The sequence below is a fragment of the Mesorhizobium sp. 113-3-9 genome (genome assembly GCF_016756515.1).
Taxonomy (GTDB): Bacteria; Pseudomonadota; Alphaproteobacteria; order Rhizobiales; family Rhizobiaceae; genus Mesorhizobium.
In genome coordinates this window covers 1,311,181-1,325,272 of the sequence record NZ_AP023246.1, presented here as the reverse complement: position 1 = coordinate 1,325,272, position 14,092 = coordinate 1,311,181, and the positions used below count along the sequence as shown (strand labels likewise).

General features: G+C 63.9%; 16 protein-coding genes. 8 read left to right on the top strand and 8 right to left on the bottom strand.

From position 1 onward, the window contains the following. Positions 1-245: 245 nt before the first annotated feature. Complete coding sequence (locus MesoLj_RS06395) at positions 246-872, top strand: DUF1062 domain-containing protein (RefSeq protein WP_202325461.1); 627 nt, start codon at positions 246-248, stop codon at positions 870-872. A 60-nt stretch (positions 873-932) separates the two neighbouring features. On the opposite strand, the gene typA is transcribed toward MesoLj_RS06395, so the two are convergent. Beyond that, the gene (typA, locus tag MesoLj_RS06390; RefSeq protein WP_202325460.1) at positions 933-2,762 is read right to left on the bottom strand and encodes a translational GTPase TypA; all 1,830 of its coding nucleotides are present in this window, start codon (positions 2,760-2,762) and stop codon (positions 933-935) included. A 197-nt stretch (positions 2,763-2,959) separates the two neighbouring features. Here typA and MesoLj_RS06385 point away from each other — a divergent pair, with 197 nt between their 5' ends. Then, positions 2,960-3,238: a hypothetical protein gene (locus MesoLj_RS06385; protein ID WP_202325459.1), complete on the top strand. Its 279-nt coding sequence runs from the start codon at positions 2,960-2,962 to the stop codon at positions 3,236-3,238. Between the two features lie 204 nt (positions 3,239-3,442). Here MesoLj_RS06385 and MesoLj_RS06380 read toward each other — a convergent pair whose 3' ends face one another. Beyond that, complete coding sequence (locus MesoLj_RS06380; protein WP_181180122.1) at positions 3,443-4,726, bottom strand: MFS transporter; 1,284 nt, start codon at positions 4,724-4,726, stop codon at positions 3,443-3,445. Positions 4,727-4,800: 74 nt separating this feature from the next. Between MesoLj_RS06380 and MesoLj_RS06375 the strand changes: the two genes are divergently transcribed. From MesoLj_RS06375 to MesoLj_RS06365, 3 genes are all read left to right on the top strand, one after another. Then, positions 4,801-5,418: a TetR/AcrR family transcriptional regulator gene (locus tag MesoLj_RS06375; protein WP_140775962.1), complete on the top strand. Its 618-nt coding sequence runs from the start codon at positions 4,801-4,803 to the stop codon at positions 5,416-5,418. Between the two features lie 44 nt (positions 5,419-5,462). Then, positions 5,463-6,056 carry a hypothetical protein gene (locus MesoLj_RS06370; RefSeq protein ID WP_202325458.1) on the top strand — a complete coding sequence of 198 codons (594 nt, stop codon included), beginning with the start codon at positions 5,463-5,465 and terminating at the stop codon, positions 6,054-6,056. Between the two features lie 256 nt (positions 6,057-6,312). Beyond that, positions 6,313-7,191: an IS630 family transposase gene (locus tag MesoLj_RS06365; RefSeq protein ID WP_202325457.1), complete on the top strand. Its 879-nt coding sequence runs from the start codon at positions 6,313-6,315 to the stop codon at positions 7,189-7,191. A gap of 91 nt (positions 7,192-7,282) precedes the next feature. Here the strand turns inward: MesoLj_RS06365 and ppa are convergent, their stop codons facing one another. The 6 genes from ppa to MesoLj_RS06335 form a co-directional block, all read right to left on the bottom strand. Further along, positions 7,283-7,816 (bottom strand): inorganic diphosphatase, encoded by a 534-nt coding sequence (ppa, locus tag MesoLj_RS06360; RefSeq protein WP_056575002.1) that lies wholly within the window; start codon positions 7,814-7,816, stop codon positions 7,283-7,285. Between the two features lie 201 nt (positions 7,817-8,017). Continuing rightward, the gene (locus MesoLj_RS06355; protein WP_140775964.1) at positions 8,018-8,524 is read right to left on the bottom strand and encodes a GNAT family N-acetyltransferase; all 507 of its coding nucleotides are present in this window, start codon (positions 8,522-8,524) and stop codon (positions 8,018-8,020) included. 150 nt (positions 8,525-8,674) lie between these two features. Continuing rightward, a complete protein-coding gene (locus MesoLj_RS06350) occupies positions 8,675-9,313 on the bottom strand; it encodes a TPM domain-containing protein (RefSeq protein ID WP_202325456.1) in 639 nt (212 codons plus the stop codon). Positions 9,314-9,317: 4 nt separating this feature from the next. After that, positions 9,318-10,208: a TPM domain-containing protein gene (locus MesoLj_RS06345; protein WP_202325455.1), complete on the bottom strand. Its 891-nt coding sequence runs from the start codon at positions 10,206-10,208 to the stop codon at positions 9,318-9,320. A 4-nt stretch (positions 10,209-10,212) separates the two neighbouring features. Then, entirely contained in the window at positions 10,213-11,028 is an 816-nt protein-coding gene (locus MesoLj_RS06340; protein ID WP_202325454.1) for a TPM domain-containing protein, read from the bottom strand. Positions 11,029-11,239: 211 nt separating this feature from the next. After that, the gene (locus MesoLj_RS06335) at positions 11,240-11,878 is read right to left on the bottom strand and encodes a LemA family protein (RefSeq protein ID WP_027053113.1); all 639 of its coding nucleotides are present in this window, start codon (positions 11,876-11,878) and stop codon (positions 11,240-11,242) included. Positions 11,879-12,042: 164 nt separating this feature from the next. On the opposite strand from MesoLj_RS06335, the gene MesoLj_RS06330 reads away from it, so the two are divergent. From MesoLj_RS06330 to MesoLj_RS06320, 3 genes are read left to right on the top strand one after another with little or no spacing between them, the layout of a single operon-like run. After that, on the top strand, positions 12,043-12,294 hold the full coding sequence (locus tag MesoLj_RS06330) for a hypothetical protein (protein WP_202325453.1): 252 nt from the start codon (positions 12,043-12,045) through the stop codon (positions 12,292-12,294). Between the two features lie 12 nt (positions 12,295-12,306). Beyond that, positions 12,307-13,191, top strand: a complete 885-nt coding sequence (gene pdxY / locus MesoLj_RS06325; protein ID WP_202325452.1) for a pyridoxal kinase PdxY — start codon at positions 12,307-12,309, stop codon at positions 13,189-13,191. Next, positions 13,188-14,000, top strand: coding sequence for a DUF429 domain-containing protein (locus tag MesoLj_RS06320; protein ID WP_202325451.1), 813 nt, complete (start codon positions 13,188-13,190; stop codon positions 13,998-14,000). Before pdxY ends, MesoLj_RS06320 begins: the two co-directional genes overlap by 4 nt. Positions 14,001-14,092: the final 92 nt, after the last annotated feature.

The following is a 14,092-nucleotide window of genomic DNA, read 5'->3' as shown; positions in this document are numbered from 1 at the left end:
TAACCGCCGGTCTCGCCAACTCCCCTGATCACACCTGCAGGGCGCCGCATCAGTGGTGTCTGCTCATTTTCATGTGTTCCTCAGGCGGCGGTTCGAGACCGGTTTGGCACTGCTGAACCGCTGTCGCGTGCTTGTCGCCCGTGACACCTGACTTCCGACCATAGCTAGCTCTCGCCACGCCGTGCCCGCATGGGCATCTCGACATTGCCAGCCTGAAGAACTTCCGCACTGGAAGGTTTTTCGGCTTGTCTCAACATCTTGTCATTCAATGGGCGATCACGCCTGCAATCGCCCCTCAACCCCTGATCAACTGCAATCGCTGCGGCGGTGTGAAGGCCTATCGCTGCAGCGGCAAATTCCGCGTCAACGCCAACGGCAAGCGCATCGATGTCTGGCTGATCTATCGCTGCGTCGATTGCGACAATTCCTGGAATTTCGGCATTTTCGAGCGCTGCAATCGCCGCGACATCGAACCCGCGCTGCTGCAGGCACTCGAAAGCAACGACCTGGGGCTTGCGCGGCGCCATGCCTTCGATGTCGTCGCCCTGCGCAACCAGGTTGGGCGTGTCGAGGAGTTTGCCGATGTTTCGGTGCGCAAGCGGTTGCTCGGCGGTACCAGGGAAAGCGCGGCGACCCTGGAACTGCGGCTCGGGCTGGAAATGCCGACATCGCTGCGGCTCGACCGTCTGCTTGCCAATGAACTCGGCATCTCGCGCTCGCGGTTGCAGGCGCTGGAGGAGCGGCGCCGGCTGGTCGTCGATCCGGACGGAGCCAAAGCCTTGCGCAAGCCGGCCCGCCAGGGAATGACGATCCGCCTCGACCTGGCCGGCGAGCCGGACCACGAAGCGATCATCAGGGCGGCTGGCGGATGAACGAGAGAGGGGCGGAGCACGTGATGCTCCGCCCCTCTCAGAAATCGTCCGAAGAAGAAATTACGCCGCGCCGACCGCCTTGGCCGACTTCTCGAAACGCTTGCGTTCGTTCGGATCGAGATAGAGCTTGCGCAGGCGGATGGTCTTCGGCGTCACCTCGACCAGTTCGTCGTCCTGGATCCAGGCCAGCGCGCGTTCCAGCGTCATGCGGATCGGCGGGGTGAGCTTGACCGCCTCATCCTTGCCGGCGGCGCGGATGTTGGTCAGCTTCTTGCCCTTCAGCACGTTCACTTCGAGGTCGTTGTCGCGGGAATGGATGCCGATGATCATGCCCTGATAGACCTTGACGCCCGGGTCGATGACCATCGGGCCGCGGTCTTCCAGGTTCCACATGGCGTAGGCGACCGATTCGCCCTGCTCGTTGGAGATCAGCACGCCGTTGGTGCGGCCCGGCAGTTCGCCCTTGTAGGGCTCGTAGGCATGGAACAGCCGGTTCATCACGGCGGTGCCGCGCGTATCGGTCAACAATTCCGACTGGTAGCCGATCAGGCCGCGCGTCGGCGCGTGGAACACGATGCGCTGGCGATTGCCGCCGGACGGGCGCAACTCGACCATCTCGGCCTTGCGCTCCGACATCTTCTGAACGACGACGCCGGCATGCTCCTCGTCGACGTCGATGACGACTTCCTCGACCGGCTCCAGCAATTCGCCGTTCTCGCCCTTCTGCATGACGACGCGCGGACGCGACACGGCGATCTCGAAGCCTTCGCGGCGCATGGTCTCGATCAGCACGGCGAGCTGCAATTCGCCACGGCCGGAGACGAAGAACGAATCCTTGTCGGGCGATTCCTCGATCTTGAGCGCGACATTGCCTTCGGCCTCGCGCAGCAGGCGGTCGCGGATGACGCGGCTGGTCACCTTGTCGCCTTCGGTGCCGGCGAGCGGGCTGTCATTGACGAGGAACGACATGGTCACGGTCGGCGGATCGATCGGCTGCGCATGCAGCGCCTCGCTCACCGCCAGGTCGCAGAACGTGTCGGCGACGGTACCCTTCGACAGGCCGGCGATGGCGACGATGTCGCCCGCCTGGGCTTCTTCGATCGGCTGGCGCTCAAGGCCACGGAAAGCCAGGATCTTCGAGATGCGGCCGGTTTCGATCTGGGTGCCGTCATGGTGCAGCACCTTGACCGCCTGGTTGGCCTTCAGCGTACCGGATTCGATACGGCCGGTGATGATGCGGCCGAGGAAGGGGTTGGCTTCCAGGATGGTGCCGATCATGCGGAACGGACCGGGATGAACGGTCGGCGCCGGCACATGCTTGACGATGAGGTCGAACAGCGGCGCAAGCTGCTGGTCCTTCGGGCCTTCCGGATTTTCCGAAACCCAGCCGTCACGGCCCGAACCATAGAGGATCGGGAAGTCGAGCTGCTCGTCGGTGGCGTCGAGCGCGGCGAACAGGTCGAACACCTCGTTGACCACCTCGACATGACGCGCGTCCGGGCGGTCGATCTTGTTGATTACGACGATCGGCTTCAGCCCGACCTTCAGCGCCTTGCCTACGACGAACTTGGTCTGCGGCATCGGACCCTCGGCGGCATCGACCAGCACGATGGCCGAATCCACCATCGACAGGATGCGCTCGACCTCGCCGCCGAAATCGGCGTGGCCGGGGGTGTCGACGATGTTGATGCGGGTGTCCTTCCAGTCGACCGAGGTCGCCTTGGCCAGGATGGTGATGCCGCGTTCCTTTTCGAGGTCGTTGGAATCCATGGCGCGCTCGGCGACGCGCTGATTGTCGCGGAAGGAACCGGACTGCTTCAAAAGCTGGTCGACCAGGGTTGTCTTTCCATGGTCGACGTGCGCGATAATCGCGATATTACGGAGTTTCATGTTCTGGTCTCGGGAGCGTTGCAGGCAGCAGGCCAAAGGCGCCGCCTCTTTCGGTTGCGCGGCTCATACAGGGTTTTTCGCATTTGCGAAAGAGGACGCGCGACACCAAATACTCATCAAATCTTAAGCATCTGCGTGTGAGATGATTTTGTTAACCAAGGCGGGAACCTTTTCAGGACCCGGACAGTTCGACCATCATGACCGATAAACTCAATCGTTTTTGGCCGCTCATCGCATCCGCGGCCTTTGCCATGCTGCTGGCGGCCAATGCCGCGCAGTCGGCCGCGACGCTGAAGGAGGCACGGCCGGCCCTGCCGTCCAATGCGCCGGCCGAACAGGTCTTCGCCGACGCACCCGATGGCGTCGATCCGGTGGTGACCGGCCCGGTCACCGCCGCCTTCAAGCAGCGCCAAGCCGCCGCCAACTGCGACAGCGCGGTGTGGCCGAACATTCCGATGGTCTGCTACCCGGATTAGAATCCCATCACGGAACTAGCGGGGTCGAAGCTGCCAATCTCCCTCGTTGAGGGGGAGATGGCCGGCAGGCCAGAGGTGGTCGGTTCGACCGGGCTCAACTCATTCTCGCAGGCGCAGGACGTCAGCGCTTCACGCGAGGTCCCCCTCTGTCGCCCTTCGGCGACATCTCCCCCTCGATGGGGGAGATCACAAGGCCTCACCACGTCAAGCGGCTTGCGGTTCCGGGTCGAACGCTGGCCGGCTGGTGTTGATCAGCAGCGAGATACAGGCCGCCGCGATGGCCGTCATGCCTGCGATGAGGAAGGCCAGCTCGTAATTGCCCTGCAGCTCGCGCATGGTGCCGCCAAAGGCGGCCGCGGCCGCGGCGCCAACCTGGTGTCCGGCAACGATCCAGCCGAACACGATCGGGCCGCTGCGGTCGCCGAACGCCTCGTTGGCGAGCCGCAGTGTCGGCGGCACGGTCGCGATCCAATCGAGGCCGTAGAGCACGGCGAAAATGATCAGGCTGGTGGCCGAGAAGCCGGAATAGGGCAGGTAGATCAGCGACAGGCCACGGATGGCATAGTAGACACCGAGCAGCTTGCGCGGGTCGAAGCGGTCGGTCAGCCAGCCCGACAGCGTCGTGCCGATCAGGTCGAAAATGCCCATCATCGACAACAGGCCGGCTGCCTGCACCTCGCCGATGCCCATATCGCCGCAGAAGGCGATCAGATGCGTTCCGACCAGCCCGTTGGTGGTGAAGCCGCAGACGAAGAAGGTGGCGAACAGGTACCAGAACACCCTTGTGCCGGCGGCGCGGCGCAGCGTGTTCAGCGTATGCGCCAGGAAATTGCCTTGCGATGCGGGCGAGACCGGCGGCACGTCATCGGCCTCGGCGCCATAGCGCACCATGCCGATCGAGGCCGGGCGCTCCGGCACCAGCAGCCAGACCAGCGGCAGAAGACAGGCGGTGGCGATCGCGACCGCGATGGCGACCGGCTTCCAGCCTCCCGATTGCGCCAGCGAGGCAAGCAGCGGCAGGAACACCAGCAGGCCGGTGGCACTTGAGGCCGACATTAAGCCCATGACCAGGCCGCGATTGGTCTTGAACCAGCGGTTGACGATGGTGGCGCCGAGCACGCTGGCGACAGCGCCGGAACCGATACCCGAGAAGACGCCCCAGGTGATGAACAGATGCCATGGTTCGGTCATCAGCAGGCTGAGCGCCGTCGAGCCCGACATCACCACCAGCGACGCGATCAGCGTGCGGCGCATCCCGATCCGCTCCATCAGCGCGGCGGCGAACGGACCGGTCAGGCCATAGAGCAGGATGCCGACGCCTGCGGCCAGCGAGATAACGTCGCGCCGCCAGCCAAAACTGTTTTCCAGCGGCAGCATCATGACAGCGGGCGCGGACCGCAGGCCGGCCGCGATCAGCAGGCAGAGGAAGATGACACCGACCACGACGAAAGCGTAGCGCTGGCCAAATGGACGGGATTGGGCTATCATGTTACTGACCGGTACGTTGCAAGAAGGGAGCATGTATACGTACCGATCGGTAACATTGTCAATCGAGTCCCATGATGCCAACCGACAAAAATATTGAACTGACGATCAGCGACGGTCATGCACCGGCGCCGCCGAAGGCCGCCAAGAAGATCCTCGACGTGGCATATGACCTGTTCTACCGGCGCGGCATCAGGGCGATCGGCGTCGACGAGATCGTCAGGCGCGCCGGCGTCACCAAGCCCAGCCTCTATCGTAGTTTCCCGTCCAAGGACGAATTGGCCGCTTCCTATCTCAGGCGGTACGACCTTGAGTTCTGGGGGCGTTTCGACGAGGCGGTCAACGCCCATCCGGGCGATCCGCGGGCGCAGATCCGCGCCTTCCTGACCCGCATCGGCAAACGCACGCAGATGCCGGAATATCGCGGCTGCGGCATGACCAATGCGGCGGTCGAATATCCCGAGCGCGGCCATCCGGCGCGCGTGGTGAGTGAAGACAACAAGCAGGAGCTGCGCCGCCGCCTGCGCGCCATGGCCGCGGCGATGGGCGCCGGCGACGCCGATACGCTGGGCGACGGGCTGCTGCTCTTGATCGAGGGCGCCTATATCAGCGGCCAGTTGTTCGGGCTCGGCGGCCCCGCGCAATCGGTTGCCCGCAACGCCGATCTGCTGATCGAAGCGAGCTTGAAGAAATAGCGATTGCCGGTACGCTGCTCCGGCTCGAACCGGAGGTGTCCGTCATGCGTGCCGTTCTGATCCCGCTTGCCCTCGCCGGTCTCTGCCAGGCAGCCCATGCCGGCGACATTTCCAGCGCCTACACCGACCTCGACTGGAAGAAGGACTGCGTGACTTACGCGCAGGCTGGTGAAGGCGATGGCGACTGGGCCGATCTCGCCTGCTCCGGCTACCGCGGCTATCCCGTGCTGATCGCCTATGACGACGCCCGCGAATCGCTGTTTTACGGTTTTCCGCCGGGCGGCGACATGACGTCCGCCTGGGAGAGTTTTTCAGGCTTCAATTCATCCGGAGCCAAGGTCGAATGGCGCATCGAAACCAATGGCGACAAGGCCGTGCCCTTCGCGGTCATCCACCGCCGCACAATCAGCAATGGCGAGGACGAGAACAAGTCGATTGAGGTGCTGCTCGTCGCCAAGGTCGGCCAGATGGATGCGCGGGAAAGCTGCGCGGTCGGCCTTGTCCTGGCCACCGGTAACCCGCAAGCCAACGATCAGGCGCGAAAACTCGCCGACGAGAAGGCGCGCACCTTTGCCTGCGGCAAGGACCGGCACACCGCCATCGGCAATGTGCCGCCCTTCGGGAGGGTGGATAATTAGGCACTGTGGCGATTGGGCGCCACGCCCCTAACTTCGTCATCCTGGGGCGAAGCAAGGAGCGCAGCGACGCGGCGCAGACCCCGGGATCCATGCCGCGACATCAACGCCACCGTAGACGGTGCGGAATTCTGTTCCGCCGAGCCCTTTGGCCAGCGTCACGGCATGGATACTAGAGCGGTTCGCATTTTATCTGAATCGGGATTCCCAAGATTGAGCAAATCAGATTCGATGTTCTGACCGTTGAAGGTCGGGACAGATGGCCAAGCCTTATTCGATGGATTTGCGGGAACGGGCACTGGCTCGCCTTGAAGAAGGCGAGACGAGCCGAGAGGTGGCTGCAGCGCTGAAGGTGGCAGTTTCGAGCGTGATCAAGTGGGCGGCGCGCAAGCGTCGGCTGGGCAGTGCGGCACCCGGCAAGATGGGCGGTCATCGACCCTATCTGATTGACGGGGAGCATCGTGCTTTCGTCCTGAGCGAGGTCGAGCGGGATGCCAACATAACGCTTCATGAATTGACGGCCGCACTGGCTGACCGGGGTCTCATCATCCACCCCGCCAGCGTCGGTCGCTTCTTGCATCGCGAGGGCAAGAGCTTCAAAAAAACCGTTCTGCCGGCTGAGCAGCTCAAGCCGAAGCTGATGCGTCGGCGCGCGCAATGGATGCGCTACCAGACCCGCATTGACTCCACACGCCTGGTCTTCCTGGATGAAACATGGGTCAAGACCAACATGGCGCCATTGCGCGGCTGGGGTGTGCGCGGCAAGCGGCTGATGGCTCACGCGCCATATGGGCATTGGAAGACGATGACCTTCATCGCCGCGCTGCGGCATGATCGAGTAGAGGCGCCTTGGGTCATTGACGGACCCATCAATGCGCAGGCCTTCCGTGTCTATGTCGAAACCGAACTCATCAAGACACTGAAGCCGGGCGACATTGTCATTCTCGACAATCTCGGGTCTCACAAGGGCCAAGCCGTCCGCGACATCGTCAGGGCCGCCGGAGCGCGGCTCTTCTTCCTGCCGCCCTACAGTCCAGATCTCAACCCAATCGAGAAGCTCTTCGCCAAGCTCAAGCACTGCATGCGACGTGCCGCCAAAGCGCTGGATACAAGTCAACCTAAATGCGAAACGCTCTAGGGTCTCCGCGACGCCGCTTCGCGGCTGCTCCGCCCTAGTATGACGAAGTTGAGGGGCTTCGTCACAAGAGTCAGCAGAATCCCAGCGTCGCCTACTTGCTCTTCTTCGCCCGTTCGATCGCCTCGACGATCATCTTCTTGGCATATTTGGAATCGTGCCAGCCTTCGATCTTGACCCATTTGCCGGGCTCGAGATCCTTGTAGTGCTCGAAGAAGTGCTGCACCTGCTGGCGCGTGATGTCGGGCAGATGCGTGTACTCGGTGACGTTCTCGTAGCGCAGCGTCAGCTTCGGCGACGGCACGGCGATGACCTTTTCGTCCTGGCCGGCATTGTCTTCCATCACCAGCACGCCGATCGGCCTGACATTGATGACGCAGCCCGGCACCAGCGCGCGCGTGTTGCAGACCAGCACGTCGATCGGATCGCCGTCACCCGACAGCGTGTGCGGCACGAAGCCGTAATTGCCGGGGTAGCGCATAGAGGTGTGCAGGAAGCGGTCGACGAACAATGTGCCGGCCTCCTTGTCCATCTCATACTTGATCGGCTCGCCGCCGATCGGCACTTCGATGATGACGTTGATGTCCTCAGGCGGATTCTTTCCGATGGCTATGGCTTCAATGCGCATGGCTTTGTCCCTCTCTCGATTGGGAGGAGATAGCGGGCGGCGCGGAATGGTGCAATGCGGCGAATGGTGCTCACGAAGGTCAGGCGGGACGCGCCGGCATCCGGCACGTTCAATCATCGGCACAAGATGTTTCAGCGCCGTGATTTGGCGTGGGATACGAACCGCGCACCGGCTTGGCTTGCCGCAATCACCCCTGGGCGGTCACTCCCAGACGAAAGCGACCTTCTTCAACGCCTTCTGCTCGAAGATTTCGACACCCTCGGCGATATCGCGGCCGCCGGCGCCGGCATAGAAAGCCAACGCGTTCTGGTTATCTTCCAGCGCCCACACCACCATGCCTTTCAGGCCATGGTCGGCAAGACGCGCCCTGGCTGCCGCGAACAGGCGACGGCCGAGACCGATGCCCTGATATTCCGGGCGCAGGTACAATTCGTAGATCTCGCCTTGCTGCTTGAGCTCCCGCGCGCGGTTCTTGCCGATCGTAGCGTAGCCGGCGATCGTACCGCCGATTTCGACCACCAGAACGGTGGCGGCGCGGCGAATCGCATTCGCCCACCAATCGGCGCCGCGGCGGTTGATCATCGATGTCAGCGTGCGGTGTGGAATAATGCCGGAATAGGCGCCGCGCCAGGCTTCCAGATGCACCTCGGCGATGGCGCCTGCATCGCGCGGGTCGGCTTTCCGGATGTCGATCGTCAGCGTATTCATGATTTGTTAACCATAAACCCGCATCGCCCGATTGCAAGAGTCCGGGCGACCCGTCGATCGCTTTCTCACAACCGATGCCGACACCGCTGCCGTCGGGCAACGCCCGTCCGCAAACGGGCCGGATCGGCAAGGTGGCGCTTGGCAGGCTTTTCAGATTTCGACCAGATGGTCGTCCAGCTCGTTGGCATCGCCCGGGGTGACCGGGAAATGTTCAGCCAGCACCGCCCCCACCTGCTCGATCGCCTTGACGAAACCGTCGGCAAGCCGGTCGTCGCCCGCGTGCGCCGTGAGATCACGCACCACACCGTCCCAGACATGCTGGCCGACCTTGGCGTCGATGCCCGAATCGGCGACCACCTCGGCGTAGCGCTCGGCGATCGAGACGAAGATCAGCACGCCGGTCCGCGCCGCGGTACGATGGACGTTGCGGGCAAGGAACTGCTTGATCGCATTGGCGTGCGCCGCCTGATAGCGCAGCCGCCGTGGCACCATGTGGATGCGCAGGCCGGGCAACCCCCACAACAGGGCCAGCACGCAGGCCAGCGCCAAGAGCTGGGCGATGACGAAATGCGGCAGGCGGATGGTGAGCCACCATGCCTCTAGCCCGTAGGCCACGGCAAGGCTGACGACCAGCATGCCAAGCGTCGCCATCAGGGCGGCGGGGGCGAAATAGCCGTCGCTGGCATGCGCCACGACGCAGTAGATCTCGCCATCGGTCTTGGCCTCGGCGGTGCGGATCGCATCGGCGATGCGCTCATGATCCTGCGGGCTGATCGGTCGTGTTGCCATTGTCTCACCAGCTTCCTGAAGAACCGCCACCACCGGACGAGCCACCGCCGCCCGAAAACCCGCCGCTGCTCGACCCGGATGACCAGCCACTGCTGGAGCTTCCCGACGACCAGCCGCCGCCTGACGATCCCGTTGTCCAGCCGCTGGAGCCCGACGACGATCCGCTTGGCCCCCGGCCGTAACGAAACGTCATGCCCAGCCATCTATACACGCCCGGCGACAGTTTCGTGCCGAACATCGGCGGCAGGAATGCCATCGCCAGGCCACCGAAGAACAGCGTCGCCCACAGGATCAGGAACACCGCCACAATGGGATCGATGGAGGTGCCGCTGTCAGCAGGATTGCGCTTGCCGCGTGCTTCCAGCTCCTCCGGATTGCCTTCCAGCACCATGACCATGTCGTCCACGGCCTTGGAGATGCCACCCGAGAAGTCGCCTGCGCGGAACGCCGGCACCATGTCGTTTTCGATGATCAGCTTGGTGTGCAGATCGGTCAGCGTGCCTTCCAGCCCGTAGCCGACCTCGATGCGCATCTTGCGATCGTTCGGCGCGACCAGCAACAGGACGCCGTTGTTCTCCTTGGCCTGGCCAAGCTTCCAGAAGCGGAAGAGCCGGTTGGCGTAGGGTTCGATCTCCTCGCCGTCGAGGCTTGGAATGGTGGCGACGACGATCTGGTCGGAACCCTTTGTCTCGAAGTCGGCGAGTTTTTGCGTCAGCGCCGCCTTGGTCGAGGCATCGATGATGCCCGCATTGTCGACAACGCGGCCCGTGAGCGCCGGCAGTTCGGCGGCGAAAACCGCGAAGCTGGACAGCAGCAACGCCAGAGCCGTCAGGACAGCGTGGATCGCCGGACTAAGGAAACCAGGCCTCGGCGTGCTGACGGTGCGTGTCGTCATGCCGTCACCAGCTTCCCGAGGAGCCACCACCGCCGGACGAACCGCCGCCGCCGGAAAAGCCGCCACCGCCGCCACCCGAAGACCAGCCGCCGCCTGAGCTCCCCGAGGACCAGCCGCCCCCGGATGAGGAACGCCGTCCGGGCTCGAAGGTCATGCCAAGCCAGCGATAGCGGCCTGGCCCGAGCTTCTGGCCAAAGATCGGCGGCAGGATGGAGGCGGCGATACTGCCGAAGAAGATGATCGCCCAGATGCTGATGAAGATGGCGAAGAACAGGTCGTCGGAATTGAACGGCGCCTCCTGGTTGCGCTTGCCGCGCGCTTCCAGCTCCTCCGGATTGCCTTCCAGCACCATGACCATGTCGTCCACGGCCTTGGAGATGCCACCCGAGAAGTCGCCGGCACGGAACGCCGGCACCATGTCGTTTTCGATGATCAGCTTGGTGTGCAGGTCGGTCAGCGTGCCTTCCAGCCCGTAACCGACCTCGATGCGCATCTTGCGATCGTTCGGCGCGACCAGCAGCAGGACGCCGTTGTTCTCCTTGGCCTGGCCAAGCTTCCAGAAGCGGAACAGCCGGTTGGCGTAGGGTTCGATCTCCTCGCCATCGAGGCTGGGAATGGTTGCGACAACGATCTGGTCGGAACCCTTTGTCTCGAAGTCGGCGAGTTTTTGCGTCAGCGCCGCCTTGGTCGAGGCATCGATGATGCCGGCATTGTCGACAACGCGGCCCGTGAGCGCCGGCAGGTCCGCTGCGAAGGCGGCTAGGGGGAGAAAAAGGAGGCTGGCAAGAAGGCCAAGAAGGGTGAGGTAAGCGCGAGGCACCCCCCTCTGTCCTGCCGGACATCTCCCCCTCAAGGGGGGAGATTGGCGACTTCGCTGCCGGCTCTCACTTTGAGAGGTCGAAAATTGGCGAAGGCCTGGACCACGGCTAATCTCCCCCCTTGAGGGGGAGATGTCCGGCAGGACAGAGGGGGGTGTTTGCACGCCAGCGGTCCGTCTTGTGGCAAAGAGACGCTCAGCCGATTTCGCGAAATTACCCGCCCTGCTTCGTGCCGAAATCGACCTTCGGCGGCTGCATCTTGTCTTCGTCGACGGTGAAATTGGCGAAGGGCTCGTTGCCGCGGAACCAGAAGGTGGCCCAGAGCACGGACGGGAAGGTCTTCAGCGTCAGATTATAGTCTCTGACCGCTTGGATGTAGTCGCGCCGCGCCACCGCGATGCGGTTTTCCGTACCTTCGAGCTGTGCCTGCAGCGCCAGGAAATTCTGGTTGGCCTTGAGGTCCGGGTAGGCCTCCGACACCGCGATCAGCCGCGACAGCGCGCTGGTCAGCCCTGCCTGGGCATCCTGGAATTTCTTGAGCGCCTCGGGATCCTTCAGCGTTTCCGGCGTCACCGTAATCTGCGTCGCCTTGGCGCGGGCCTCGACGACAGCGTCGAGCGTGTCCTTTTCATGCGAGGCATAGCCTTTGACCGTCTCGACCAGATTGGGGATGAGATCGGCGCGGCGCTGATACTGGTTCAGCACCTCGCTCCATGCCGCCTTGGCATTCTCCTCCGCCGTCGGGATCGTGTTGTAGCCGCAGCCGGCAAGCAGCGGCAGCACGATTGCCATCATCAGGAAGGCGGGCAGCGTGCGGAATGTCGATGGTCGGGCAAGGCGCTGGGCAAGCATGATGGGGTCCCTCGGTAGAAGTTGCATGCGAAGCATTACCACAATCAGCGCGCAAGAAAACGGCCTCGACCTCCTGAGCCGGCCCGGCAATGTATCGTCCTGCCGCAAGGCCCTGTGATTGGCCGCGCGAACGCGATAAGGTCCCGGCAAAACGGGACATCATCATGGCGGAACGCCCGGACAGCGACAGGGAATCGCGCCGTATCCTAGAGCGCGTTGCGCAGGAAACCGACCCGGCCGGCGCCTCCTTCGTGGCGCGGACGACGAAAGGCATGCGCGACCACGTCGCCGCCGCCGACGCCGACCGCACGGACCCGATCGAAGTCTGGGGCACGCGCATTGGCAGGATACTCGGCCTGCTTCTGGCGCTGGGCCTGATGGTCTGGCTCGTGCTTTTCCTCACCCGGGGCAGCTAGGAATCACAAACAATGAGCGCCGAAAAACCCGACGCGCCGCGTGCGGTCATCGTCATTTCCAGCCATGTCGCACGCGGTTCGGTCGGCAACCGTGCCGCCGTCTTCGCCTTGGAGACCCTCGGCTTTCCCGTCTGGGCGGTGCCGACGGTCATCCTGCCCTGGCATCCCGGCCACGGGCGGGCGACGCGCATCGTGCCGCCACTCGACCAGTTCAAGGCACTGATGGCTGATCTTGAGCGCGCGCCATGGCTGGGCGAGGTCGGCGCGGTGCTGTCGGGCTATCTCGGCGAGGCCGGCCAGGCCGAGGCCGTCGCTTCGCTGGTCGCCGCGGTGAAGGCCAGGACGCCTGGCGCCGTCTATATCTGCGATCCGGTGATGGGTGATTCCGGCGGTCTCTATGTGCCGGAGCCCACCGCTGTCGCGCTGCGCGACCGGCTGATGCCGATCGCCAACATTGCCACGCCCAATCGCTATGAACTCGAATGGATGGCCGGCGTTCCCTTGCCCGATCTGAAATCGGTGATTTCGGCGGCGCTCCATGCCGGTCCGTCGACCATGCTGGTCACCTCGGCACAGTCGATGATGACGGGTGGCACCGGCAATCTGCTGCTCGACGGCACCCAGGCCCTCCTTGCCGAGCACCGCCTGATCGACAAGCCGCCGAACGGCCTGGGCGACCTGACGGCGGCCGTCTACCTTGCCCGCATCCTCTCCGGCCAGCCGCCGATCAAGGCGCTGCAATCGACCACGGCGGCGGTCTATGAGATCCTGGCACGCACCGCCAAGCGGGGCGGCGACGAACTGCAGCTCGAAACCGACGCGCAGAGCCTGTCGCACCCGATGGCCATGGTGCAGCTGCGTCACCTCACGCATCCGGGGCGGGACCGTCGGGCGTGACTTCGACCGCGGTCGTGATCGTCGGCGCCGATGGCTGCAAGGCCGGCTGGATCGCCGTGCGGCTCGAGCCCGATTCAACACCTCGTAACGCCGGTTCGACACCTGGTAACCCCGGTTCGGCGCCCCAGGTCGAGGTGTTCGCCAGCTTCGCCGCATTGCTCGAGGCAAGCCCGGACAATGCGGTTGTCGCCGTCGACATGCCGATCGGCCTGCCCGAATTCTCCAGCAAGGGCGGGCGTGGACCGGAGGCGCTGGTCAGGCCGCTGCTCGGCGCACGCCAGTCCAGCGTCTTTTCGATCCCGTCCCGCGCCGCGCTCTATGCCGACACGAGCGAATTCACCACCGTCGAAGCCTGGTACGCCGCGCATCGCAAGGCAAGCGAGGTGGCCAGGGGCACATCCGACCCGCCGCGCGGCGTTTCCATCCAGGCCTTCGGCATCTTTTCGAAAATCCGCGAGATCGATACTTTGCTGATCGCGCGGCCGGATCTGCGCGGCCGCGTCTTCGAATCGCATCCGGAAGTCGCCTTCTGCCACCTGAACGGCGATCAGGCCATGCAATTGCCGAAGAAGATCAAGGGCAGCGTCAACCCGGCCGGCATGGCGGAGCGCAAGGCGCTGCTGTGCCGGCACGGTTATGAGATGGGCTTTCTCGACCAGCCGCCGCCGCGCGGAGCGGCCGCGGACGATTTCCTCGACGCGGCTGTCATGATGCTGATCGCCGGCCGCATTGCCAGCGGCAGCGCGAAGCCATTTCCCAACCCGCCGCTCGCTGACGGTTTTGGCATACCGGTCGCCATCTGGGCATGAATATCGACACACGCTCTGCTTTGGCGCATGGCATTTATGCCCAGCCCCCACAATTCTGCATTGCTCGCGACGGGCTTTTGCCGTTAGAGCCT

Bases quoted from the DNA above. Each gene is read 5' to 3' on its own strand.
- typA (WP_202325460.1), bottom strand. From the start codon at position 2,762: ATGAAACTCCGTAATATCGCGATTATCGCGCACGTCGACCATGGAAAG.
- MesoLj_RS06385 (WP_202325459.1), top strand. From the start codon at position 2,960: ATGACCGATAAACTCAATCGTTTTTGGCCGCTCATCGCATCCGCGGCC.
- MesoLj_RS06380 (WP_181180122.1), bottom strand. From the start codon at position 4,726: ATGATAGCCCAATCCCGTCCATTTGGCCAGCGCTACGCTTTCGTCGTG.
- MesoLj_RS06375 (WP_140775962.1), top strand. From the start codon at position 4,801: ATGCCAACCGACAAAAATATTGAACTGACGATCAGCGACGGTCATGCA.
- MesoLj_RS06370 (WP_202325458.1), top strand. From the start codon at position 5,463: ATGCGTGCCGTTCTGATCCCGCTTGCCCTCGCCGGTCTCTGCCAGGCA.
- MesoLj_RS06365 (WP_202325457.1), top strand. From the start codon at position 6,313: ATGGCCAAGCCTTATTCGATGGATTTGCGGGAACGGGCACTGGCTCGC.
- ppa (WP_056575002.1), bottom strand. From the start codon at position 7,816: ATGCGCATTGAAGCCATAGCCATCGGAAAGAATCCGCCTGAGGACATC.
- MesoLj_RS06355 (WP_140775964.1), bottom strand. From the start codon at position 8,524: ATGAATACGCTGACGATCGACATCCGGAAAGCCGACCCGCGCGATGCA.
- MesoLj_RS06350 (WP_202325456.1), bottom strand. From the start codon at position 9,313: ATGGCAACACGACCGATCAGCCCGCAGGATCATGAGCGCATCGCCGAT.
- MesoLj_RS06345 (WP_202325455.1), bottom strand. From the start codon at position 10,208: ATGACGACACGCACCGTCAGCACGCCGAGGCCTGGTTTCCTTAGTCCG.
- MesoLj_RS06335 (WP_027053113.1), bottom strand. From the start codon at position 11,878: ATGCTTGCCCAGCGCCTTGCCCGACCATCGACATTCCGCACGCTGCCC.
- MesoLj_RS06330 (WP_202325453.1), top strand. From the start codon at position 12,043: ATGGCGGAACGCCCGGACAGCGACAGGGAATCGCGCCGTATCCTAGAG.
- pdxY (WP_202325452.1), top strand. From the start codon at position 12,307: ATGAGCGCCGAAAAACCCGACGCGCCGCGTGCGGTCATCGTCATTTCC.